This window comes from Lysinibacillus sp. NPDC094177 (assembly GCF_050279145.1).
Taxonomy (GTDB): domain Bacteria; phylum Bacillota; class Bacilli; order Bacillales_A; family Planococcaceae; genus Lysinibacillus.
The window spans coordinates 603,524-627,654 of the sequence record NZ_JBNNTW010000001.1 but is presented as its reverse complement, the minus strand read 5'-3'; the positions used below and the strand labels follow the sequence as shown (position 1 = coordinate 627,654).

Annotated in this window: 22 protein-coding genes and 1 other annotated feature; of the genes, 21 read left to right on the top strand and 1 reads right to left on the bottom strand. The window is 37.5% G+C overall.

All coding sequences use genetic code 11. From position 1 onward, the window contains the following. The first annotated feature begins 495 nt into the window (after positions 1 to 495). The 13 genes from ACQKNC_RS03000 to ACQKNC_RS02940 all read left to right on the top strand — a co-directional run bounded on the left by ACQKNC_RS03000 (position 496) and on the right by ACQKNC_RS02940 (position 16,380). Positions 496 to 1,029 (top strand): hypothetical protein, encoded by a 534-nt coding sequence (locus ACQKNC_RS03000; protein ID WP_427423386.1) that lies wholly within the window; start codon positions 496 to 498, stop codon positions 1,027 to 1,029. 468 nt (positions 1,030 to 1,497) lie between these two features. Further along, the gene (gene hemA / locus ACQKNC_RS02995) at positions 1,498 to 2,862 is read left to right on the top strand and encodes a glutamyl-tRNA reductase (RefSeq protein WP_427423385.1); all 1,365 of its coding nucleotides are present in this window, start codon (positions 1,498 to 1,500) and stop codon (positions 2,860 to 2,862) included. 409 nt (positions 2,863 to 3,271) lie between these two features. After that, the gene (ccsA, locus tag ACQKNC_RS02990; RefSeq protein WP_427423384.1) at positions 3,272 to 4,099 is read left to right on the top strand and encodes a cytochrome c biogenesis protein CcsA; all 828 of its coding nucleotides are present in this window, start codon (positions 3,272 to 3,274) and stop codon (positions 4,097 to 4,099) included. An 18-nt stretch (positions 4,100 to 4,117) separates the two neighbouring features. Then, the gene (hemC, locus tag ACQKNC_RS02985; protein ID WP_427423383.1) at positions 4,118 to 5,050 is read left to right on the top strand and encodes a hydroxymethylbilane synthase; all 933 of its coding nucleotides are present in this window, start codon (positions 4,118 to 4,120) and stop codon (positions 5,048 to 5,050) included. Beyond that, a complete protein-coding gene (locus ACQKNC_RS02980; protein ID WP_427423382.1) occupies positions 5,040 to 5,801 on the top strand; it encodes a uroporphyrinogen-III synthase in 762 nt (253 codons plus the stop codon). Before hemC ends, ACQKNC_RS02980 begins: the two co-directional genes overlap by 11 nt. Further along, complete coding sequence (hemB, locus tag ACQKNC_RS02975; protein WP_427423381.1) at positions 5,798 to 6,778, top strand: porphobilinogen synthase; 981 nt, start codon at positions 5,798 to 5,800, stop codon at positions 6,776 to 6,778. Before ACQKNC_RS02980 ends, hemB begins: the two co-directional genes overlap by 4 nt. After that, positions 6,779 to 8,071, top strand: a complete 1,293-nt coding sequence (gene hemL / locus ACQKNC_RS02970; protein ID WP_427423380.1) for a glutamate-1-semialdehyde 2,1-aminomutase — start codon at positions 6,779 to 6,781, stop codon at positions 8,069 to 8,071. A 200-nt stretch (positions 8,072 to 8,271) separates the two neighbouring features. Then, positions 8,272 to 8,718, top strand: a complete 447-nt coding sequence (locus ACQKNC_RS02965) for a CoxG family protein (protein WP_249072748.1) — start codon at positions 8,272 to 8,274, stop codon at positions 8,716 to 8,718. A gap of 213 nt (positions 8,719 to 8,931) precedes the next feature. Continuing rightward, a complete protein-coding gene (locus ACQKNC_RS02960) occupies positions 8,932 to 9,663 on the top strand; it encodes a valyl-tRNA synthetase (RefSeq protein ID WP_427423379.1) in 732 nt (243 codons plus the stop codon). Between the two features lie 269 nt (positions 9,664 to 9,932). After that, positions 9,933 to 10,207: a binding site (T-box leader), on the top strand. Between the two features lie 126 nt (positions 10,208 to 10,333). Beyond that, positions 10,334 to 12,979, top strand: a complete 2,646-nt coding sequence (locus ACQKNC_RS02955) for a valine--tRNA ligase (RefSeq protein ID WP_427423378.1) — start codon at positions 10,334 to 10,336, stop codon at positions 12,977 to 12,979. 202 nt (positions 12,980 to 13,181) lie between these two features. Next, positions 13,182 to 13,580 carry a hypothetical protein gene (locus ACQKNC_RS02950; protein ID WP_427423377.1) on the top strand — a complete coding sequence of 133 codons (399 nt, stop codon included), beginning with the start codon at positions 13,182 to 13,184 and terminating at the stop codon, positions 13,578 to 13,580. Positions 13,581 to 13,837: 257 nt separating this feature from the next. Then, positions 13,838 to 15,130 (top strand): bifunctional folylpolyglutamate synthase/dihydrofolate synthase, encoded by a 1,293-nt coding sequence (locus ACQKNC_RS02945; RefSeq protein WP_427423376.1) that lies wholly within the window; start codon positions 13,838 to 13,840, stop codon positions 15,128 to 15,130. After that, positions 15,127 to 16,380, top strand: coding sequence for a bifunctional folylpolyglutamate synthase/dihydrofolate synthase (locus ACQKNC_RS02940; protein WP_427423375.1), 1,254 nt, complete (start codon positions 15,127 to 15,129; stop codon positions 16,378 to 16,380). Before ACQKNC_RS02945 ends, ACQKNC_RS02940 begins: the two co-directional genes overlap by 4 nt. A 238-nt stretch (positions 16,381 to 16,618) precedes the next feature. Here the strand turns inward: ACQKNC_RS02940 and ACQKNC_RS02935 are convergent, their stop codons facing one another. Continuing rightward, entirely contained in the window at positions 16,619 to 17,038 is a 420-nt protein-coding gene (locus ACQKNC_RS02935) for an SRPBCC family protein (RefSeq protein ID WP_427423374.1), read from the bottom strand. A 446-nt stretch (positions 17,039 to 17,484) separates the two neighbouring features. Here ACQKNC_RS02935 and ACQKNC_RS02930 point away from each other — a divergent pair, with 446 nt between their 5' ends. The 8 genes from ACQKNC_RS02930 to minD all read left to right on the top strand — a co-directional run bounded on the left by ACQKNC_RS02930 (position 17,485) and on the right by minD (position 24,122). Continuing rightward, on the top strand, positions 17,485 to 18,132 hold the full coding sequence (locus ACQKNC_RS02930) for a hypothetical protein (RefSeq protein ID WP_427423373.1): 648 nt from the start codon (positions 17,485 to 17,487) through the stop codon (positions 18,130 to 18,132). Between the two features lie 99 nt (positions 18,133 to 18,231). After that, positions 18,232 to 18,825: a Maf family protein gene (locus tag ACQKNC_RS02925; protein ID WP_427423372.1), complete on the top strand. Its 594-nt coding sequence runs from the start codon at positions 18,232 to 18,234 to the stop codon at positions 18,823 to 18,825. Positions 18,826 to 18,858: 33 nt separating this feature from the next. Further along, positions 18,859 to 19,530, top strand: coding sequence for a RadC family protein (gene radC, locus ACQKNC_RS02920; RefSeq protein ID WP_427423511.1), 672 nt, complete (start codon positions 18,859 to 18,861; stop codon positions 19,528 to 19,530). A gap of 628 nt (positions 19,531 to 20,158) precedes the next feature. After that, a complete protein-coding gene (locus tag ACQKNC_RS02915; protein ID WP_427423371.1) occupies positions 20,159 to 21,178 on the top strand; it encodes a rod shape-determining protein in 1,020 nt (339 codons plus the stop codon). A 13-nt stretch (positions 21,179 to 21,191) separates the two neighbouring features. Beyond that, complete coding sequence (mreC, locus tag ACQKNC_RS02910) at positions 21,192 to 22,103, top strand: rod shape-determining protein MreC (RefSeq protein ID WP_427423370.1); 912 nt, start codon at positions 21,192 to 21,194, stop codon at positions 22,101 to 22,103. After that, entirely contained in the window at positions 22,103 to 22,627 is a 525-nt protein-coding gene (mreD, locus tag ACQKNC_RS02905) for a rod shape-determining protein MreD (protein ID WP_427423369.1), read from the top strand. Before mreC ends, mreD begins: the two co-directional genes overlap by 1 nt. Positions 22,628 to 22,654: 27 nt before the next feature. Beyond that, positions 22,655 to 23,323 carry a septum site-determining protein MinC gene (gene minC, locus ACQKNC_RS02900; RefSeq protein ID WP_427423368.1) on the top strand — a complete coding sequence of 223 codons (669 nt, stop codon included), beginning with the start codon at positions 22,655 to 22,657 and terminating at the stop codon, positions 23,321 to 23,323. Position 23,324: 1 nt separating this feature from the next. Further along, positions 23,325 to 24,122: a septum site-determining protein MinD gene (minD, locus tag ACQKNC_RS02895; RefSeq protein ID WP_427423367.1), complete on the top strand. Its 798-nt coding sequence runs from the start codon at positions 23,325 to 23,327 to the stop codon at positions 24,120 to 24,122. The last annotated feature ends 9 nt before the right edge of the window (positions 24,123 to 24,131 follow it).

Below are 24,131 nucleotides of genomic sequence, written 5' to 3'. Positions count from 1 at the left end.
GCTGCCGCTTCGCTTTCGCGCAGTTAAAACATTTGTAGCTGTCGCTTTGCTTTCGCTACAGAAAACATTTGTTGCTGTCGCTTCGCTTTCGCTACAGAAAACATTGCCGCAGTCGCTTCGCTTTCGCACAGAGCAAAGCTTCCTGGGGGCTTACGATGAGCCGCTTCACTGCAGAGTCTCGGGCCAACAGATGTTTTTTGCGCGAAAGCGAAGCGGCAGCAAAAGGGGTTCATTCTGTGCGAAAGTGTAGTGCAACGAAGCGGCAGCAACAGCACCGATGTTGGTCACGAAGGCGTTATCACAGGATGTGATAACGCCTTCGTTCCTCTATTGCTAATCCCCGAGGAGTCGCCCAGTTTCCATTCCGATCAACTTATCCTCATCGTATGTTTTTTAACAAATTTTTATCCTAACTTTCGGAAATGAAACTGTTCATTTGATAAATTTATTAAATTCGGCAATATTACACCTAAAGATACTTTGAGGTGAAGACCAATGAACAGAACCGTTTCTTTTTTCTTAGTTTCATTTTGTGCGTTTTTTTTAATAACATTACATGCATCTGCAAATGATAAACCCAGTCCTTATGAAGAAATATATCCCGAAATAGGATATAAATCGGTAGAAGAAGCAGTGAATGATTTTGAACAACATTTTAACCAAAAATTAAAGTTACCGCTTAGAGTACCCCCAATAAGCTTTACACATCATTTTGGACGATTCTCCGATTCGAAGTATGTAGGAAATGACGCATTTGAGGTGACATTTATCAATGACCAATTATCCGAAAATCACTATAAAATTGATATTCGTCCACTTAAGTATAAATTGCCTCTTAGAGAGAAATATGTAGTAAAAACTTATGAATTAAAAAATGGGATTGTGGCCACATATATGACCATTTCAGGTTTTAATGTGCTTGTTTTCGAGAGAGACAATTTGCAGTATATGCTAAGTATAGATAAACGAGTTTCAAATAAAGTAACTCCTGAAACTTTAGTGGACATAGCTAATTCTATTGATTATTAAATGGGAACGATAATTTTGCTGTTCGATTTACAGAGATTCGTTGAAATAATAAAGTGAAGCTAGCCTTGTTAAAAATAAATCGACAAATGCTATTTTTTTAATTAAATAACAATGGGGCTGTTTTAGAATCTATTTAATAGTATATATTTTTTATGCCCATTTTTATGATTGTAGCGGAGGGCTACTCGACTCCCGCGGGAAAGCGAGTAGCCTGTAGCGGAAATCATTGTCTTCTAATTAATACAAGTAGATGAAGATGGTTAAACAATATATCATGATTCTTTATAAAATTCCTGGACAAACATTAAATTTGAAACAGCACGTATAATTTGTTACACTTAGTTTATAATAATTCTAATGTGGGTGACGAATTACAGTTCTTCATGACATGTTCACAAATTATTGATGAACTCTTGTCGAACTGTGCTATAATGAGATTTGTCAATTAGAACGTGAGAGGTGTTATTCATGCATACCATCGTAGTAGGCTTGAATTATAAAACAGCGCCTGTTGAAATTCGTGAAAAGTTATCATTCATAGAGAGTGAACTACCACAGGCAATGGAAGCGCTACAACAACAAAAAAGTATATTAGAAAATGTTATTGTTTCGACATGTAACCGCACAGAAATTTATGCAGTAGTTGATCAATTGCATACTGGACGTCATTTTGTTAAACAATTTTTAGCAAAATGGTTCGGCCTGCCTGTGGAGACATTTTCTTCGTATTTAACAATTCGTGAAGAAGATCAAGCAATCGAGCATTTATTCAAAGTGACAGCTGGAATTGATTCGATGGTACTTGGCGAAACTCAAATTTTGGGACAAGTAAAAAAAAGCTTCTTAAGTGGACAAGAGATTGGAACTACTGGAACGGTATACAATCAGCTATTTAAACAAGCAGTGACATTTGCGAAGCGTGCACATAATGAAACGGCTATCGGTGAGAACGCGGTATCTGTCTCTTATGCAGCAGTTGAACTAGCAAAGAAAATATTCGGATCTTTACAACGTAAACATGTAGCAATTTTAGGTGCAGGGAAAATGGGAGAACTTGCAATTGAGAACCTATACGGTAGCGGTGTTGGAAAAGTAACCGTTATTAACCGTACGTTCGAAAAAGCAGAAAGTTTGGCAGCTAAATTTGACGGTGAAGCAAAATCTATGAAGGAACTACAATGTTCGTTACTTGAAGCGGATATTTTAATTACGTCTACAGGTGCAACAGATTATGTTATTGACTATGAATTGATGCAATTTGTTGAACGTTTACGTAAGGGGAAACCATTATTTATGGTAGATATTGCAGTTCCACGTGATATTGATCCACGTGTTGGAGATTTACCAACTGTTTTCTTATATGATATTGATGATTTACAAGGCATCGTCGAAGCAAACTTAGCAGAACGAGAACGTGCTGCTGCTGATATTTCTTCGATGATTGGCAAAGAGGTTGTGCAATTTAAAGATTGGGTTGCGACTCTTGGCGTTGTCCCTGTCATCTCGGCTTTACGTAAAAAGGCGAATCATATTCAAGAAGAGACAATGATTAGTATCGAAAATAAAATGCCGGATTTAACGGATCGAGAACGTAAAATTTTAAGTAAGCATACAAAGTCTATTATTAATCAATTGTTAAAAGAACCAATTTTACAAGCTAAGGAAATGGCAAACTCACCAAAAGCAAATGAACAGTTACGTTTATTCCAACAAATTTTCGGTATTGAGGATGCTGTGGAAGCTGAAGTTACTGCGATGACAGAACAAGAGCTTGAACGCAAAGAACGCTTACAGTCGTCACAATCTTCCACTGAACCAAAGTATTCTTTCTAACTTCTTTCAGCAGATCTCTTTTGTAGCGAAAGCAAAGCGTCAGCTAAAGAAGTCTCCTACCTCTATAGGTGGTGAGATGAATGCAGGTTAAAGTTACTACTTTTCTGCGGGTGTCCAACTCCGCTGAAAGAAGTTAAGCCTCCGGCGGATGTCCACAGAATCGGCTTTGTGCTTGCACAAAGCCGATTCCGGACGCAATTATGCCAAGGCATAATTGATAGATGTCTATGTGTTCGCGGTGCAACTTTAGAAAAGTTGTCCTTCGAGCTTTTCCCGCGAACGAGATTTTCTACTGATATTAAATGAGGCGTTTTCGTATCTGTATGGTAAACTAAGGATACGAAAACGTTTTTTTTTCTAGGCTAAAGTACACTACTTTAGCACTTTCAAAATAAAGAAGGGATGTCTATTGGCTGATTTGACAATGACAAGGCTCTATGAAGTAATGATCGTCTTGTATGCGATCAGTCTAGTATTTTACTTTACTGATTACTTTTATAAGCAAATACGAGCAAGGCGAATTGCTTTTTGGCTTGTTTCATTCGTATGGGTAATTCAAAGTGCCATTATTATATTAACTTTTGTGGAAACGAAACGATTTCCGATTTTATCCTTGTCTGAAGGGATTCTCTTTTATTCCTGGCTACTCGTGACACTATCTATTATTTTGCACTGTATTGCACGAGTTGATCTACCGGTATTTATTATTAATATACTAGGATTTTTATTCGCTAGTATCTTTACTTTTATGCCGAAACGGCCAACAGGAATAGTTAGCGATACTTTAATTTCGGAAATGCTTTTTATTCATATATCATTTGCAATTTTATCGTATGCAGCGTTTTCATTAACATTTGTTTTTGCGATATTGTATTTAGTATTATACCGTTTACTTAAAAAGAAAAAATGGTCACATCTATGGACAAGGTTGCCATCATTACAGCAAACGAGCAACTGGATGAATGTTTCGTTTTTCATTGGTATTCCAGTGCTATTTGTAAGTTTAGTTTTAGGGTTTGAATGGGCACTACTAACGCTAAAGAGTCTTTCGATTTTTGATGCGAAGATTATTGGGTCCTTTATTATTTTAATTTTGTATTGCTTTATATTGTATGTGAATCGTAAAAGTAAGCTGACAGGGACAACTTATGCGTGGGTACATATATACGCTTACTTATTAGTTGTTGTTAACTTCTTTTTAGGAAGCAGTTTATCACGATTCCATTTATGGTATTAGAAGAGAGGTTGGAGACTGTTGAGAAAAATTATTGTAGGTTCTAGGAGAAGTAAGCTAGCTTTAACACAAACAAATTGGTTTATCAATGAGTTAAAAGTAGCTGGTGTACCATTTGAATTTGAAGTGAAAGAAATTGTCACGAAAGGTGACCAAATTTTAGACGTGCAGCTATCTAAGGTAGGTGGTAAAGGGCTTTTCGTTAAAGAAATTGAACAAGCACTTTACGACAAGGAAATAGACTTTGCTGTTCATTCTATGAAGGATATGCCTGCAATACTGCCTGAAGGATTAGTAATTGGCTGTATCCCGCCGCGTGAAGATGCGCGTGATGCATTTATTTCAAAAGGACATGTGAAATTTGCCGATCTTCCAGCAGGAGCTGTAATTGGGACAAGTTCTCTTCGACGCAGTGCTCAACTTTTAACAGTCCGTCCAGACATAGAAATTAAATGGATTCGTGGAAATGTAGATACACGCTTAGCTAAACTTGAAACTGATGAATACGATGCTATTATTTTAGCGGCGGCTGGACTAAAACGCCTTGGTTGGAGCGATGATGTAGTTACTGAGTTTTTACCTGTAGAGGATTGTCTACCAGCAGTAGCACAGGGCTCTCTAGGTATTGAATGCCGTGGAGACGATACGGAACTACTAACGGAATTAGGCAAGTTAACAGATAGCATTACATGGCAAGAAGCGCATGCAGAACGTGCTTTCCTAGCGGCTATGGATGGTGGCTGTCAAGTACCTATCGCAGGATACGCAAAGTCTAATGGGGAAGAAATTACATTAACTGGCCTTGTAGCTGCACCAGATGCTTCAGTTGTTTATAAAGAAACTGTTGTGGGCTCTGATGCGGAAGCAGTTGGGAAAGAGCTTGCTGAGATTTTAACGAAGCAAGGTGCTTTTGAATTAATTCAACGAGTGAAGGCAGAGCAAGATGCCAAGTAACTTACCTTTAGAAGGTAAAACTATTATTTTGACAGGTACATCTAAGACGACAACAATAATAGATGATATTACAGCTTTAGGTGGCCAAGCAGTAATTGCCCCATTGATTGAGACTTGCGAGATTATCGCTAAAAACGATGACGTGCATTTAGAGTTTGCGCGTCAATTTGAATGGCTCATTTTTACGAGTCAAAATGCTGTAGAAGCTTTTGCCAGCAAGATGCAACGGTTTAATGTAGGTGTAGGGCATTTCCCAGGGAAAATTGCTTCTATTGGTACTAAAACTACTGCAGCTTTAGAAAAGTTAGGATTCCATGTGAGCTTTATGCCTTCTATATTTAGTGCAGATGTATTTGTTCAAGAATTTCCTAGTGTTGCAGGTAGTAATCCTAGGTGTCTATTTATTCGTGGAGGAAAAGCGAAAAAGACATTAAAGGAAGGGTTGCCCTTTAAATTGAAGGAATGGACAGTTTATGAAACGATTGAGCGACACGACCAAAAACAATTAATTTTTGAATGTATCCGTGAAAATAACGATGTCACAGTGATTTTTGCTAGCCCTTCCGCTGTTGATGTCTACGCCAAGGATGTAGCTTCAGTAATTGGTTGGGAGGCAGTTCGTGTAGCAGCAATCGGTCATATTACAGAAGCAGCTATTGTAAATCACGGTGCTATTGTGGATGTTATGCCGAGCGTTTATACAATGCAAGCGGTTATGGAGGAAATAACGAAAGTAGGAGAAAGAAAATGACAAAATTACAATTTCAAAGACATCGTCGTTTGCGTGCAAATGCTGCAATACGATCAATGGTAAAAGAAACATACTTACACAAAGAAGACTTAATTTATCCAATTTTCGTTATTGCAGGCGAAAATATTAAAAACGAAGTACCTTCTATGCCGGGAGTTTTTCAATTTTCTTTAGATAAACTTGAAGCTGAGATTGATGAAGTTGTTGCTTTAGGTATTCCTGCAGTTATTTTATTTGGCTTACCTGCAGAAAAAGATGCAGTTGGAACTGGTGCATTCCATGATCATGGTATTGTGCAAGAAGCAACACGACTTATTAAAGCTCGCTGCCCAGAGCTTTTAGTCATTGCAGATACATGCTTATGTGAATTTACAGATCATGGTCATTGTGGCTTAATTGAAGGCGATCAAATTTTAAACGACCCTTCATTAGATGTTTTAGCACGTACAGCAGTATCACAAGCAAAAGCCGGTGCGGATATCATCGCTCCTTCCAATATGATGGATGGTTTTGTGGCAGCGATTCGTGCAGGACTAGATGAAGCAGGCTTTGAAAATGTTCCGATTATGTCATATGCCGTAAAATATGCATCTAGCTACTATGGTCCATTCCGAGAAGCAGCTGATGGTGCGCCTCAATTTGGTGATCGTAAATCATACCAAATGGATCCATCGAATCGTATGGAGGCATTCCGTGAGGCAGAGTCGGATATTGCAGAAGGTGCAGATTTCTTAATTGTTAAACCTGCTCTAAGTTATTTAGATATTATTCGTGATGTAAAAAATAACTATACATTACCGATTGTTGCATACAATGTTTCTGGTGAATATGCAATGATTAAAGCAGCAGCTATTAATGGCTGGATTGAAGAGAAAAAAGTAGTGCTTGAAACATTACTTAGCATGAAACGTGCAGGTTCTGATTTAATCATTACGTATCATGCTAAAGATGTTGCACGTTGGTTGGAGGAGAAATAAATGACGCGTTCTTACGAAAAATCAAAACAAGCTTATGCTGAAGCAATTAACTTGATGCCAGGTGGTGTTAGTAGCCCAGTACGTGCATTCAAATCCGTAAATATGGATCCAATCTTCATGGAATCTGGACACGGTGCTATTATTAAAGACATTGATGGCAATGAATATATTGATTATGTACTATCGTGGGGACCTCTTATTTTAGGTCATACACATCCTGAAGTTGTACAAGCAATTGCAGAAACAGCAGCGAAAGGCTCTTCGTTTGGAGCACCGAGCTATACAGAAAATCGATTAGCTAAATTAGTATTAGATCGTCTTCCTGGTATGGAAATGATTCGCTTCGTGTCTTCTGGGACAGAAGCTACGATGTCTGCTTTACGCGTAGCTCGTGGTGTGACAGGACGGGATAAAATTTTAAAATTTGAGGGTTCTTATCATGGTCATGGAGATTCCTTACTTATTAAAGCTGGCTCTGGGGTAGCTACGTTGGGCTTACCTGACAGCCCTGGTGTCCCAGCAGATATTGCACGTAATACATTAACAGTAGCGTACAATGACTTAGAAGGGGCAAAACAAGTTTTCGATAAATTTGGTTCAGAGCTTGCAGCAGTAATTGTTGAGCCAGTCGCAGGAAATATGGGCGTTGTGCCTCCACAACCAGGCTTCTTACAAGGCTTACGTGAATTAACAAAGGAGCATGGATCATTGTTGATTTTTGATGAAGTTATGACAGGCTTCCGTGTTGACTATGGCTGTGCACAAGGTTATTTTGATGTAACACCAGATATGACAACATTAGGAAAAGTAATTGGCGGTGGACTTCCTGTAGGTGCGTTTGCAGGGAAAAAGGAAATTATGGAGCAGGTAGCACCAGCGGGTCCAATCTATCAAGCTGGAACATTGTCAGGGAATCCATTAGCAATGACAGCAGGCTATGAAACTTTATCTCGCCTTGATAATAGCTCTTATGAGTACTTCAAAAAGCTAGGAGATCAATTAGAGGCTGGTTTCCGAGAAACAGCAACGAAATACGATATTCCACATACTGTAAATCGTGCTGGTTCAATGATAGGTTTCTTCTTTACGAACGAAGATGTTATTGATTTTGCTTCAGCGAAAACGTCTGATTTACAATTATTCGCTGAATACTTCCGTCTAATGGCAGAGGAAGGTATTTTCTTACCGCCATCTCAATTTGAAGGTTTATTCATTTCTACCGCACATACGGAGGAGCATATCGCAAAAACGGTTGATGCCTTCCATAAAGTATTTGCACAATTAGCAAGATAATAGGTTGTTACAAAATAGCATGCTAGAAGTATTTTCTGGCATGCTATTTTTTTGTTAAAGTAATGCCGTTAAATTAAAATGAATGGACGATTGTTACCGCTTGGAAAAATTTTTGTCAAAATTATAACTTTCAGCATAGCCAAATTGTGGGCCAAATCGTATATAATATAGCTATTCGTAAAAGAAAGTAGTGAATTGATATGGCAACAGGCACACATATGGTCGAAGTACCCGTAGGAATTGAAAATGTATGGGATTTCGTCAGTGATATGGAAAAATGGGCAAAGCTTGTCCCAGGTTATAATGCACATGAAATGATTGATGAAAAACATTCAAATTGGACGTTTAAAGGTAATGTTGGTGTTCTGAAAAAAACAGTACAAGTAGAGATTACTATTTTAGAATGGGCAGCGCCTACAAAAGTAACTTTCGAATTAAAAGGAATATCTGATAATTTTTCAGGAAACGGTTATTTCCTAGCAGAAAGTATTGATGCAGAAAATACAAAAATGACAGGCTTCTTGGAAGTAACAGCAGGTGGATTAGCTGGCCCTGTTTTAAATCCAATCTTTAAGCCGATCGTACCAAAAGCAACACAAATGTTAACAGATCGTGTAGCAAATAAAATTAAATTGGTGAATGTATAATAACGCTGTTGAACCAACAGTAAAAAAGCATGCTAGAATTTCTAGCATGCTTTTTTAGGCTCATCATTAAAACGTAGGGTTGATTTTCGTTCAATTATGCCGAGGCATAATTGATTGATAAGCCATTTTTAATAATCATCCTATAGCATACTATCCTCCGGAGCTTCATATGATGCAACAGGAGGGATTATTATCGAACAAAAAACTTGGAATATGAGTGAAACTTTTTGCTTTCCTGGTTATGGCTGCCCAACAGAAATAGCAGCTGTGCAAATAAAGCCAAGGTGGCAGACAATGCAGTTAGAAGATTCTCTACGATTAATGGGTATTTATCATATCACAGCACATGTACGATTTGATTTTCAAGACATGAAAGCTTTCATGGATGATGAAGAATTAGTACAAATCGAAGCGCTGGATCTTCAAGGGGATACTGGCTATTTTGAGTATGCCGTTCCTTTAAATGTGGATTTACCAAAGGATGCAGCTATTGAAGATTTAATGGTAAAAGATATTCGACCTATATTGACTAATCAGATGTGTCAGCTCGAATGGACGGTTACAAGTATTTTTAATGAGTCTGAGCCAGCATTTGAAAAGGCTCATGTATTAGAGAAACAGCCTGTCACTGTAAATGCTTCAGCCCGTATAGATGAAACGGCACAAGAAAAAAAATCCACAATTGTCACAGCATCAATACAAGAGGAAAAATCAAAAGCAGCAACATTTTCAGCACAAAAGGAAAAGTCTGAAACTGTATTAGCTTCAGACAAAAAAGAAAAACCTGCACCAGCTGAGCAAAAAATAGTGTTGAGGGAATCCTCAAGTCATATTGTAGTCCGTGAATCCAGCTCCTGGCATGAAGTTCCATCGATGATTTGGGATTTAACGGAAGACTATACACCGCTAAAGGTTCGTGTTTCAAATGACCTCATTCAAAAGTAAATAGCATAGAAGCAGCAGGAGCAATAAGATGATAAAATCACCAGATGTTGGAATGATGATGACACGTATAAACTGAAAAACGCAAATTGGTACAATTATCGTTTTGCAATAAAAACGAAATTGTCGTAGCCATGGTGGTAAAAGCCAAGGATTATACTTACGTCGTCTCATTTGAATTTTCACTTCCTTTTCTAGTAGTGCTTCCTAAAAAATGACTAAATCACTTGAAAAATTGCCCGATTTTGCGGTACAATGTGAAAAAGTCGAATATAGATGCTATGACAGGGAAGAGTAAATTATTAGTGCATTTTAAGAGAGGAAACGGTAGCTGAAAAGTTTCTATTTGTACCTAATTGAATGTAGCCCTCGAGCAGCTTTAGTGAACTAACAGTAGTTAAAGCCGGTTAAACACCGTTACCGAATTGAGAGCCAGTAGTAAAAGGCTTAAGCAAACAAGTACATTCTGTTGAAATGTGTGACTGCTTAACTCGCCTCTGCTGGAAATAAAGGTGGTACCGCGAACTTAAACTCCTTCGTCCTTTTAGACGTTAGGAGTTTTTTTTATTTTCATTAAATCTTCTGGTAAATGTGTCTATGCATGAGACATAAAAACAGAATGATTGGTATTATCTCGTACCGGAAAATTAATAAGTCAACAGGAGGAGTCAAAATGACAGAAAACATTTCAATGCCAACAAAATATGATCCACAGTCCATTGAAGCTGGTCGTTATGAATGGTGGTTACAAGGGAAATTTTTTGAGGCACAGCCTACTAGTGATAAGGAGCCTTATTCTATCGTTATTCCACCACCGAATGTAACAGGTAAATTACATCTTGGCCATGCTTGGGATACAACATTACAAGATATTTTAATTCGTATGAAGCGCATGCAAGGTTTTGATGCACTTTGGTTACCAGGAATGGACCATGCAGGTATTGCGACACAAGCAAAAGTAGAGGCCAAACTACGTGAAGATAATATTACACGTTATGATTTAGGTCGTGAAAAATTCCTCGAAAAAACATGGGAATGGAAAGAAGAGTATGCTGGGCATATTCGCGACCAATGGGCGAAGCTTGGTCTTGCATTAGATTATTCTCGTGAGCGTTTCACACTTGATCAAGGTCTTTCCGATGCAGTTAAAACCGTTTTTGTTCAATTATATGAAAAAGGCTTAATCTATCGTGGCGAACGCATTATTAACTGGGACCCTGCTGCAAAAACAGCATTATCAGATATTGAAGTTATCTATAAAGATGTTCAAGGTGCATTCTATCATATGAAATACCCATTAGCTGATGGCTCAGGATATGTGGAAGTAGCTACTACACGTCCTGAAACAATGCTAGGTGACTCTGGGGTAGCCGTTCACCCGAAAGATGAGCGCTATCAAGACTTAATCGGTAAAACAGTTATTTTACCAATCGTAGGTCGTGAAATTCCTATCGTAGCAGATGACTACGTAGATATGGAATTTGGTACTGGGGTTGTAAAAATGACACCAGCACACGATCCGAATGACTTTGAGGTTGGTAACCGTCACAACCTAGAACGCATTCTTGTAATGAATGAAGATGGTACAATGAACGAGCTTGCTGGCAAGTACAACGGTATGGATCGCTTTGAATGCCGTAAGCAAATCGTAGCTGATTTACAAGAAGCAGGCGTGCTTATCCGTATTGAAGAGCATGCACATTCAGTAGGTCACTCTGAACGTTCTGGTGCTGTTGTAGAGCCATATCTTTCAGCACAATGGTTCGTAAAAATGCAACCACTTGCTGATGCTTCACTTGCTCTTCAAAAAGATGAAGAAGGAAAAGTAAACTTTGTACCATCTCGTTTTGAAAACACATATTCTCGCTGGATGGAAAACATTCGTGACTGGTGTATCTCTCGTCAGCTATGGTGGGGTCATCAAATCCCTGCTTGGTATCACAATGTAACAGGTGAAATTTACGTAGGAATAGAAGCACCTGCAGATGCCGAAAATTGGACTCAAGATGAAGACGTATTAGATACATGGTTCTCGTCAGCATTATGGCCATTTTCTACAATGGGTTGGCCAGATGAGACAAATGAAGAATATAAACGTTACTATCCAACAAGCACACTTGTAACTGGTTATGACATTATTTTCTTCTGGGTTTCTCGAATGATCTTCCAAGGTCTTGAATTTACAGGTCAGCGCCCATTCAAAGATGTATTAATTCATGGTTTAGTACGTGATGGTGAAGGACGTAAGATGAGTAAATCACTTGGCAATGGTGTAGACCCTATGGACGTTATTGATCAATATGGTGCCGATTCATTACGTTACTTCTTAGCGACTGGATCTTCACCTGGTCAAGATTTACGCTATACAACTGAAAAAGTAGAAGCAGTTTGGAACTTCTCTAATAAAATTTGGAATGCCTCTCGTTTTGCGTTAATGAACATGGAAGGTATGACATATGATGAAATCGACTTAACTGGTGAAAAATCAGTTGCCGATAAATGGATTCTTACTCGCTTAAATGAAACAATTGAACGTGTAACATCTCTTGCAGAACGTTACGAATTTGGCGAAGTTGGCCGTGAGCTCTATAACTTCATTTGGGATGATTTCTGTTCTTGGTATATTGAAATGGCTAAATTACCGTTATATGGTGAAGATGAAGCGGCTAAGAAAACGACTCGTTCTATTTTAGCTTATGTTTTAGATCAAACTATGCGTCTATTGCATCCATTCATGCCGTTCATTACGGAAGAAATCTGGCAGCACTTACCTCATGAAGGTGAATCAATTACAGTGGCAGCATGGCCAACTGTAAGTGAGGATCTTCATTTTGCAGATGAAGCAGACAATATGAAGCTCCTAATGGATATTATACGTTCAGTACGTAATATTCGTGCAGAAGTTAATACACCAATGAGCAAAAAAGTGCCACTATATATTTCAGCGAAAGATGCCGCTACGGTTACAGTACTTGATGCAAATAAAGCATATTTAGAAAAATTCTGTAATCCAGAATCGCTAACAATTGGAGAGGGCTTAGATGCTCCTGGTCAGTCGATGACAGCAGTAGTAACTGGAGCTGAGCTATTCCTACCGCTTGTTGGACTTATTAATCTAGAAGAAGAAATTGCTCGTCTTGACAAAGAATTAGAAAAATGGGCAAAAGAAGTGAAGCTTGTAACTGGTAAGTTATCGAATGAGAAATTCGTTTCTAAAGCACCAGAAGCATTAGTTAATGCGGAGCGTGAAAAATTAGCAGATTACGAAAGTAAACACGCAGTTGTTTTAAAACGTTTAGAAGAACTAAAAAATATGTAAGTATGAGACAGCGGATGGCGAAAGTCATCCGCTGTTTTTTATATGCAACAAAAGATATATATTGTTTTAGGTAAAAATATATAGTAATTTTTATAGGGATCAGTATAATAGATGAGTATGTGCTTATTAACGCAATGGTAAAAAAGGCTATACAGAATTATGGATATCTTGATGGATATAAATTGCTAAATGGGGGTTTTGTATGTCGGGAAACATCACAACGATTATTACAAAAATAAACAAAGCCTGTGATGATATAGATTTTGTTAGTGCAAGAGTATTAATTGAAACGAATTTAATAAAATTATCAGAAGCAAAATATTATCGTTTATTAAATGCAAGTGGTCGGGTACTCATAAAGCATGTATTAGCAAATAGCAAGGTTCAAGTGGAATCTAATAATAAATTAACACGGACAGATTTATTAACGATCAAAAAAATTAATGAACACTGCTCAAATTTTGATATTTCCATGCTAAAAAGAACTTTAAAAAACTCCTTTGAATTAATGCAAAGATCCGATGTTCTTCCACTTTTAAATAACGATGCAAAAATTATATTAGATAATATGGGAGCACTATTAGGTGTTCAACAGATCTAACTTCTTTCAGCGGGTGCCGAAACATCCGCTGAAATAGAGAACTCAGTCTAAGGACGTCACGGAATTATATCGAGGCATAATAGATTAGTATGAAATCAACTTAAAAACACACGGATTCTCACTTTATAAAGTGTTTTTCTGTGTGTTTTTTGCTTTCATCTCCGGTATAAGTAAACAATAGTTTTTTTAGAAATGTATGTGTATTGGACGCTACTTGTACTAAAATAGAGATATTGTAGTAAGAGGGAGTGTTTCTTTTGTTTAAAACGATGAAAGAATGTACAGAATTTATTTTTACGTTAAAAGCAGTTGATCATAAACGTGCACCGCTCGTTTTGATGCGAGAGGTACTAGCACTTCTTAATAACCCGCAGGATAGGCTGCGCGCTATCCATTTAGCAGGCTCGAATGGAAAAGGGTCAACAGTGAATGCGCTAAGAGAAATGTTACAACATGCTGGCCACAAAGTAGGCGCCTTTACTTCACCTCATTTAGAGCGTGTTAATGAACGTATGACTATTAATGGAAATCAGATTTCTGATACACAATTTTTACACTATATGAACAAAGTTGCTGAGATTATTGAGACACATTATGAAGGTGACTTTCCGAGCTTTTTTGAAGTTGTAACACTTATTATGTATCAATATTTTGCGGATGAAGAAGTGGATTTTGCGCTGATTGAAACAGGACTGGGTGGACGTTTAGACGCTACGAATGTCATTACGCCCCTAATTTCAATTATTACAACGATTTCACTAGAACATACTGCGTTTTTAGGAGATACATTAGCAAAGGTAGCGTTTGAGAAGGCGGGAATTATTAAAGAAAGTGTACCTGTTGTAGTGGGGGTTAAAAGTGAGGAAGCACTTACTGTAATCGAGGAGGTAGCGAATGAGCGTCATGCCCCATGCTTTGTTTTAGGGAAGGATTTTACGGTTGCAAACATTGAACAAGGCACTAATATACAGCACTTTAATTACCGAAAAGCAAAAGTGGAGATGGTAGCTGTCTCATTAAAAATGGCTGGACCGCATCAAATAAATAATGCGAGCCTTGCGATTACGGCTATCCTAACGTTAAGAGAGAATGGAGCCATTGACATTTCAGATGAATCAATCCGTCAAGCTTTGGCAAAAGCTCAGTGGGCAGGCCGTTTTGAGCAATTACCTGGCAATATTATATTGGATGGAGCACATAATTCTGAAGGAACTGCTGCATTAATTCAAACACTTAAAACAGTCTATCCACACCAAAATTATCGATTTATATATGCTGCATTATCGGATAAAGATCATGCGAATAGTATTGCTTTAATGGATAGTATTGCTACATCAATAGCATTTACTCAAATTGAACTACCGAATGCTATGCCTGCTGACAAATTAGCTGCATTATCTACTAATACGAACAAAATGTATAATGCGAATTGGCGTGAGATGGTTCAAACGATGCTATATCAAAAGAATGATGAAGATATTATAGTCATTACTGGCTCGTTGTATTTTATAGCTGAAATACGACAATGGCTACAGGGGGAACAACGATGATCCCAAAATTGAATAGCTACAAGGAAAAGTGGAATGTTCAGAGTGATGATGTTATAAAACCAGGTCTAACTGCCATTGAAGAGGCATTGGCACGAGTAGGTAATCCAGAAAACAAATTGCAAGTCGTTCATTTAGCAGGGACTAACGGTAAAGGATCGACACTTACATTTCTAGAATCAATCGCGAAAGAACATGGCTTACGTGTTGGTAAATTTATGTCTCCTTGTATTTTAGACGTACATGACCAAATTCAAGTAGAGGGTCAAGCTATTACAGAAGAGGAAATGAATCATGTATTCCAAGAGATGCAGGCAGCCGGACTTAGTGGGAAACTAACAGATTTTGAACTATTAACTGTTGCAACATTTTTACATTTCGTTGCAAGTAATGTAGATATTGCCCTTATTGAAGCGGGTATGGGGGGCTTGCTTGATAGTACGAATGTAGTTACACCTATTGTGTCAATCATACCGAGTATAGCATTAGAGCATACAAATTTTTTAGGAGATACGATTGAAAGTATTGCCTACCATAAAGCCGGAATTATTAAACCGTATCGTCCAGTTATTATCGGCGATTTACCGTTAGAAGCGAAGAAAATAGTCTATCAGGAAGCCCGAATAAAACATTCATCCGTTCTTGAGCTAAATCATCAATTTTATGTAGAACAAGGAAATGATGGAGAGAGCTATGGGCATAATGACAATGGCTTCCGTATAACAAAGCTTACACGCACAATGAAGGGAGCACATCAGGCGAATAATATGGCACTTGCTATTACAGCCTTTTTTGAAGTGGCGGCCGCATTAGAGTTAGAAGTTAGTATACAAGCTATTCAAAAAGCTGTGAAAAACGTGACCATTTTAGGTCGTTTTGAAGAAATTATGCCTTATATTTTTTTAGACGGTGCGCACAATCCAGCGAGTGCTGAGAAATTAATAGAAACGATTAAGCAGGAGTTCCCAGATGAGCAGATTACTTTTGTCATTGGTATTCTTGCTGATAAAGCTGTAAAAGAGATTTTGCAACAATTTGAGCAGGTAAGTGATTATTTTTACTTTGTTGATTTCGATAACCCCCGTGCGATGACTGCTCATAAATTGGTTGAGCTGTCCAATGCCTCTCATAAAGTAGTTTTAAAAGATTATGTGCAATTTTTAAAACTACAGTCAGAAAGCAATTCGAGGACTATTGTATCGGGTTCGTTGTATTTATTAACGGAAGTACGTAGTAGATTAAAAAATATTTAACTTGTAGTTGAGTGAACTATATATTTACAGTAAAGATCAGGTACTCATCAAAAAAATGAGTCCTGATTTTTAATTTATTAATTGATTTCCACATGGATCTACAATTTCTCCATTAAGCTCCTAACCTAAATTCGGCTTATGTGAAGCACTTGAAAGAACTCATTGGTCGCATTTTAAGATTGAGTAAATCAAAGCTTAAAGGAGTAATCAGTCAATCAGTTACTATAACGTATATAAATTAATTTCTAGGCATTCTCTCCTTGATTTCCTCAAGCACGTTTTCCCAATATACTTTCATTTCTTCTCTTACATTCTGATCGGACAGTTTTTCTTGATGAAAACTAATAGTTGTTTTATTACTTTCAATTGATATAATCCGGACTTGAACTGTTGATGCCTTTTCCCATCCTACCTTTTGCCAAGTCAGGCGAAGTTGCTGTAAAGGTTTGACAACACGTATTTCTCCTGACCCTAATTTCGTGATATATTTCTGACCTGGTTCAAGGATAATGTTCATACTCTCTCCTAACCATAAGCTTAATCCATCTTGGGAAATTAAAAGGTTCCAGGCCTCTTCTAGGGAAATAGAGAATGTCCTTCTAACACCCACTTGAAATCCAACCGTTTTTGTTTGTCCTATAATTTTTTGATTATCCATCTTATCACCTTCAATAAGTATTATTTAGCTCATCACCATAACGAGTGGTTGATTTTCGTTCCGCCTGGGCGCTTTGTTTGCTTTCGCACAGATAAATGGCATACGTTTTATCAAATGTCATCCACAACTTTTGGATTAGCCGATTATTTATCAGTAAATAATATTATTTCTATTTTCTTTCTATTAACTCCTTTTCTCATTCAGCAGAATTGTTCTTTGATAGAGGTACACTAGAGTAGTGGAAAGAATCCACCTCTTTTTTTATATAGTAAATCTTCTGTTACAAAAATATTTAATTTTGAAGTAAAACTTCGAAAATAACTATTAAATCAAAATGTAGTAAATTCGCATTTACACACCCTTTTATACATATACTTATATCAAATTGTAACAATCCCGTCTTTTATAAATTACTTTGATATGTTGAAGAGAGAGGTGATGGTCGAATGAAAATTGTCAGTCATGTGATGAGAAAACAAATATTTCGAGCGATGGTTATTGGAGGAATAGTCGGACTTTTTGGTGTAGCTATTTTTTTAGGTATTCTTCAAGCAAGCACTAAATTTTCTTTAAAAAATGATAGTAATGAGGTAGCGAATAAAAGCAATAATGGTAATACAGCTGGAGAAACAATTCCGACAGCGGGAGGAGCAACGAACGGACCTATGTTTTTTGCAAGCCAAGCAGGGGTCTATTCAAATTATGAAAGTGCAAGTGCATTTGTATCTGAACATCCTTCGTTAAAAGAAAGTGCCGTTGTTGAGGTAGATGGAAAATTTTATGTTTGGACAAGTATGGAAACAGATGAAAGTCAGCTTGTCTTTTTAAAAGATCCTGCAACATTTAAAAAAGCATTTACTTTGAGCGGTGACAGTTGTAAGGAGGCAACGGTTGCAGAGCTTCCAGCTGTGCTAGCTGACAAAAATGCAACAAAATTAAATTTTAAGGATAAATCGAAGGATTCTACGCTACCTGCTGATTGGCAATCTATTGGAGCGGCAGCCTCGTCTATTTCAACTAATATTAGCATCATTCGCTTACAAGTTTTTGCCCATTACAAATCGAAAAATGCTTGTCTTCAAGTGAAGTTTTAAGCACAAAAGATAGTGAAATAAGCATTATCTTGATTTTTAGAAAATTTTCAAATCCCAAATTCTCCGTTATGATAACTAATAAGGAGGAATGGTCAGATAATGTTTAAAACTAATCACAAGCTAGTGCTTGCTTCCGCTTCACCACGCCGAAAAGAATTACTTGCTATGCTATCACTTCCATTCGACATAATAACTAGTGAAGTAGAAGAGACAAGCGTCCAGGCAACTACAATGCAAGATTATGTAAAAAATGTAGCTCTATTAAAAACACATGATGTGGCGAAAAAAACTCCAAATGCAACGATTATCGGAGCGGATACTATTGTTGTTTATAATAATGAGTTACTTCATAAACCAAAAAATCGTGAGGAAGCAATTTCTCACTTATTGCGCTTATCAGGCAAGCGTCATGCGGTCATGACAGCTGTTGCCATTATTGAGCCTAACGGTAATGAAACTACATTTGTTGAAGAGACAACTGTTGTCTTTCATCATTTATCGCAGGAGCTCATCGAAGCATATGTAGATTCGGGAGATCCATTTGATAAAGCCGGTGGTTATGGCATTCAAACCGCTGGAACCCTTCTAGTGAAACGAATTGAAGGAGATTATAACAATGTTGTCGGCTTACCACTTGCAGCGTTGTTTAAGCAATTGGTAGCACTCAATATTATCCAATTTGCGAAGGAGTGAGATTTTTTGCCGAATGATGTTCTACCTAGGACGATGATACGAGACGTTAATATTGAGGATCGACCTCGAGAAAGACTTCGGAGACAAGGCGCTATGAGTTTATCAAACCAGGAGCTGCTGGCTATTTTACTAAGGACAGGCACTAAAGAGGAGTCTGTTCTTGTACTTGCAAATCGCGTACTAAGCGTTTTTGAACGTTTACATCATTTGAAACATGCAACAATAGAAGAAATGGTTGCTATTAGAGGGATTGGTGAGGTTAAAGCTATTCAATTATTAGCAGCAATTGAACTCGGTAGACGTCTCGCACAGAAACATAGCGATGAAAAATATACGATTCGCTCACCGCAAGATGCTGCTGCCTATTTAATGCCTGATATGACCTCACTGAATCAGGAGCATTTTGTAGTTCTTTTTTTAAACGTAAAAAATCAAATTATTCATAGACAGACGATTTTTATAGGCAGTCTAAATGCTTCAATCGTTCATCCTAGGGAAATTTTTCGCGAGGCTGTAAAAAGATCTGCAGCCTCTATTATTTGTGCCCATAATCACCCCAGTGGCGTACCAACACCCAGTGATGAGGATATTGAAGTGACGAGAAGGATTATAGAGGCTGGTTATATTATAGGCATTGATTTAATAGACCATCTCATCATTGGTGATCATCAGTTTATTAGTTTGAAGGAAAAAGGATATTTTTAACTCTGCATGCATTTTGCAGGGTTTTTTAATTTAGTTTATAGATGAAAATCCCTAGCTCAATAAAATTTGCTGAGGTATGTAATTAAGACTGAAGGGTAGTTGCTGAATTGTTTCGGGCAGCCTCACATTTTGTTCCTTATTCTAACGTTTGATGAAGTATCAAATCGCATCATTATTTTAAAAATAAATATTTTGTATTTTTTTTGCGGAAAACTAAAAATGAATGCGAACCTTTTTTTATATAAAGCGTTATTGTATTCGTAGAAATGTCTATAATATTCACAAAAATTGGTAGCCTATTACACGTTGTCTTACATGAATAAAAATTATATGCTAATCTATACGTACTATTTTTGTTTAGGAGGAAATTAAAATAGTATCTTTTCCGCGAGAAGAGGTATGTAGCACTACAAATTCTTGCGTTTTTCCGTTATAATGAACGGTATGATTTTATCTTTATTCAAAAGAAGACTCTCAATTCAACAGGTGTGAGATAAATGAGTGTGTAGTTTTTTCAGTTGGTGTCTAACACCGAGTGAATGAAGATAGAGCCTTGGGGTGTAATTACGCGCCGGGGTATAGTTGATGTCAACGAAAGTATGGCTTAAATAGAAAGGGAGTACACAATTTGTTTGGATTAGGAAGTAAAGATGTCGGGATTGACCTTGGCACAGCGAATACATTAGTGTTTATTAAAGGGAAGGGAATCGTTTTACGCGAACCTTCAGTTGTAGCGAAAAATACAAAAACTGGAGATATTGTTGCAGTTGGTAATGATGCGAAAAATATGATTGGTCGTACACCTGGCTCAATCGTAGCTATCCGTCCTATGAAAGATGGCGTTATTGCTGATTTTGATATTACTACAGCAATGATAGAATACTATTTAAAAGAAGCTTGTAAAAATTCTGGTGGTAATTGGAAAAAACCAAATGTTATGATTTGTGTGCCTTACGGTATTACATCGGTTGAACAACGTGCGGTTATTGATGCTGCTCGCCAAGCAGGTGCTAAAGAAGCATTTACAATTGAAGAGCCATTTGCAGCAGCAATCGGTTCAAACTTACCAGTATGGGATCCAACAGGGTCAATGGTCGTTGATATCGGTGGTGGTACAACAGAGGTAGCGGTTATTTCATTAGGTGGTATTGTAACAAGTGAATCTGTACGTGTCGGCGGGGATGCAATGGACCAATCCATCATTTCGTATATTCGTAAATCATATAACTTAACAATTGGTGAACGTACTGCGGAAGCAGTGAAAATGGAAATCGGTACAGCGTTGGCTGAAGGTCCAGAAGAAAGAATGGAAATTAGAGGACGCGACCTTTTAACAGGTTTACCTAAAACAATCGAAATTTCTTCACAGGAAATTTCTGAATCTTTACGTGAAGCGGTAGCATCTATTATTGATGGTGTTCGAAAAACGCTTGAACAAACACCTCCTGAATTATCTGCAGACGTAATGGAACGCGGAATTGTACTAACAGGTGGTGGTGCGCTATTAACGAATTTAGACAAAGTTATTAGCCAAGAAACTAATATGCCAGTATTTATCGCAGAAGATCCACTGGACTGTGTTGCTATTGGTACAGGTAAGGCTCTAGAACATATTGATTTAATTCGTGCACAACAAGTTAAAGGGTAAGGAGGTTTAGGCAATGCCACATTTTTTTTTCAATAAGAAATTAATTTTGCTGCTCATAGGCATGGTTTTTCTTGTGGCATTGATTAGCTTCTCATTACGTGAACGGACGAATGCTTCTTTACCAGAGCAAATTATTAAAGACACTGTCGGCGTCGCACAATCTATTGTTGCGAAGCCGGCGAATTATATTACTGGTGTTTTTAATAGTATTGATTCCCTATTAAACACGTACGAAGAAAATAAACGTTTAAAAGCACGCTTAGATGAATTTGCTGCTGTACAAGCTGAGGCATCGGACTTGAAAGCTGATATTAAAAAGTATCAAGAGCTTATGGACAAATCGGAAAGCTTAAAAGCCTATGATCCGATTCATGCCACAGTGATCGCTAGAAATCCTGACCAATGGGAAGAAAAAATTATTTTAGATAAAGGTTCTTCGCAAGGTGTAGAAAAAAATATGGCAGTTATGACAGCGAAAGGGTTAATCGGTAAAATTACTTTAGTAACACCTTTCACCTCTGAGGTAGAGCTTTTAAATACAAATAATCCTAACTATCGTGTTTCTGCGATGGTTCAAGGAGATAAACAAGCATACGGTTTAATCGAGGGCTATGATAAAGAGCGTAATGAACTCATTATGAAGCGAATCGATTCAAGTTTAACAGTTAAAAAAGGTCAGCAAGTAGTTTCATCAGGACTTGGCGGTATTTTCCCAAAAAATGTGCCAATCGGAGAAATAACTGAAGTAAGCACAGATGATTTTGGCTTAACAAAAATGGCCTATGTAAAACCATCTGCTGATTTTTCAATTTTAGACTATGTTGTTATTGCTAAACGTTCCGCTACTGTGATAGATGGATCTGATGGTAATGCATCGAACGAGGATTTAACACATCCACAAAAGGGTGAAGAGGAGGCGAAATAATGGTTCGAATTCTCATCCCCACTGTGGCAGTTTTGCTATTTTTACTAGAACCAGCGTTTGCTATGCTTTCACCGATTGAAGTGAATGGGCAAATCTATTATTTAGTTCCGAGATTTTTAATCTTATATTTAATATTTATATCCATCTATTACAGCCGTCAACGAGCGGTAATGTATGGACTTTTTTTTGGTGTCTTGTATGATGTGTTTTACATTGATATTATTGGATTATATTCAGTGCTGTTTCCGCTTACTTGTTTTTTAGCAGGGTCAATTGTGAAAGTTATTCATCAGCACTTAGTTGTGACAACGACGATTTCAGTTGTTTTAGTAGCAATTTTAGAATTTATACTCTATCAATTCTTCTATCTTATCGACTTTACAGCAATCCCATTATCGGATTTCTTACGTTCACGACTACTACCAACGATCATTGCTAATGCACTATTTTTAATGATTCTTGGTTGGGCCTTCAAGTATCTAATTAATGCGCGTGTCTTACAGAGAGCACGTGAAGTTTCTTAACAAAGAACAACGTGGGGTGAGGCATTCATGAAAAAACAGTTAGTTAATATGAAGGGAACAAAGGATGGATTTGTTCTTCATTTAGACGATCAATGTGCGTATGTCGATTTAGTAGAAGAGCTTAAAAAGAAAGTTTCAGAAAGCGGTATCGATAGTAAAGTAGATGTACAATTATATTTGGGCTATCGATACTGTTCTGATGAACAAACCAATGAGCTTATTAAAATTGTTCAAGAAACAGAGCAACTAATCGTTTCAAAGGTGCAAAGTGAAGTACTGACTGTCCATGAGAGCAACCAGAAAAGGATTGAAAGTCAACAAGATACATATGTAGGTGTGGTCAGATCGGGTCAAGTTCTTCGTTCGCCAGGAGATATTATTATCGTAGGGAATGTCAATCCGAACGGACGTGTAGAAGCAGGTGGCAATGTGTATGTCTTAGGCAAACTCAAAGGAATTGCGCATGCTGGTGTTCATGGTAATAGGGAAGCAATCATAGCAGCATCTCGCTTTGAAGCCACACACATTATGATTGCTGATCAGGTTCAGGCAATGTCAAACGAACATGTAAAAGCAATTAATCAAGATGAGATGACTTGTGCATTAATTGGTTATGATGGGCGCATTACGTATGATCAAATTCACGCTTTAAAAAATATTCGACCATTGTTAAATGTGTCTAAGGGAGGTAGCTAGTGTGGGAGAAGCGATCGTCATAACTTCAGGTAAAGGCGGTGTCGGAAAAACAACGACAACGGCTAACCTTGGGACTGCATTGGCTCTACAAGGTAAAAAAGTATGTTTAGTAGATACTGATATTGGTCTACGTAATTTGGACGTAATTTTAGGTCTTGAAAATCGAATTATTTATGATTTAGTAGACGTTGTTGAGGGGCGCTGTAAGATTCATCAAGCGTTAATAAAAGATAAACGTGTAGATGAGAAACTATTTTTATTACCTGCTGCTCAAACGACAGATAAAAATGCTGTTAAACCTGAGCAAATGAAGAGCTTAGTAGAAGAATTAAAAAGAGACTATGATTATGTTTTAATAGACTGTCCAGCGGGCATTGAACAAGGCTATCGCAATGCTGTTGCTGGTGCAGATCATGCAATTGTAGTGACGACGCCAGAAATCTCTGCAGTGCGTGATGCAGATCGAATTATTGGCTTACTCGAGCAGGAAGAAATTACTGCACCTAAACTAATTATTAACCGCATTCGTCAGCATATGATGAAAAGCGGTGATACATTGGATGTTAATGAAATAACAACACATTTGTCTATCGATTTATTAGGGATCATCGTAGATAATGAAGGGGTTATTTCATCATCCAATAAAGGTGAACCAGTAGTAATGGATCCTACTAATAAAGCATCTCTAGGCTATCGTAATATTGCCCGTCGAATACTTGGAGAGTCTGTGCCACTTATGGCAATTGAAGATGAACATAAAGGTGTATTTTCAAAACTAAAAGCATTATTTTCAAGATAATCATCAGCC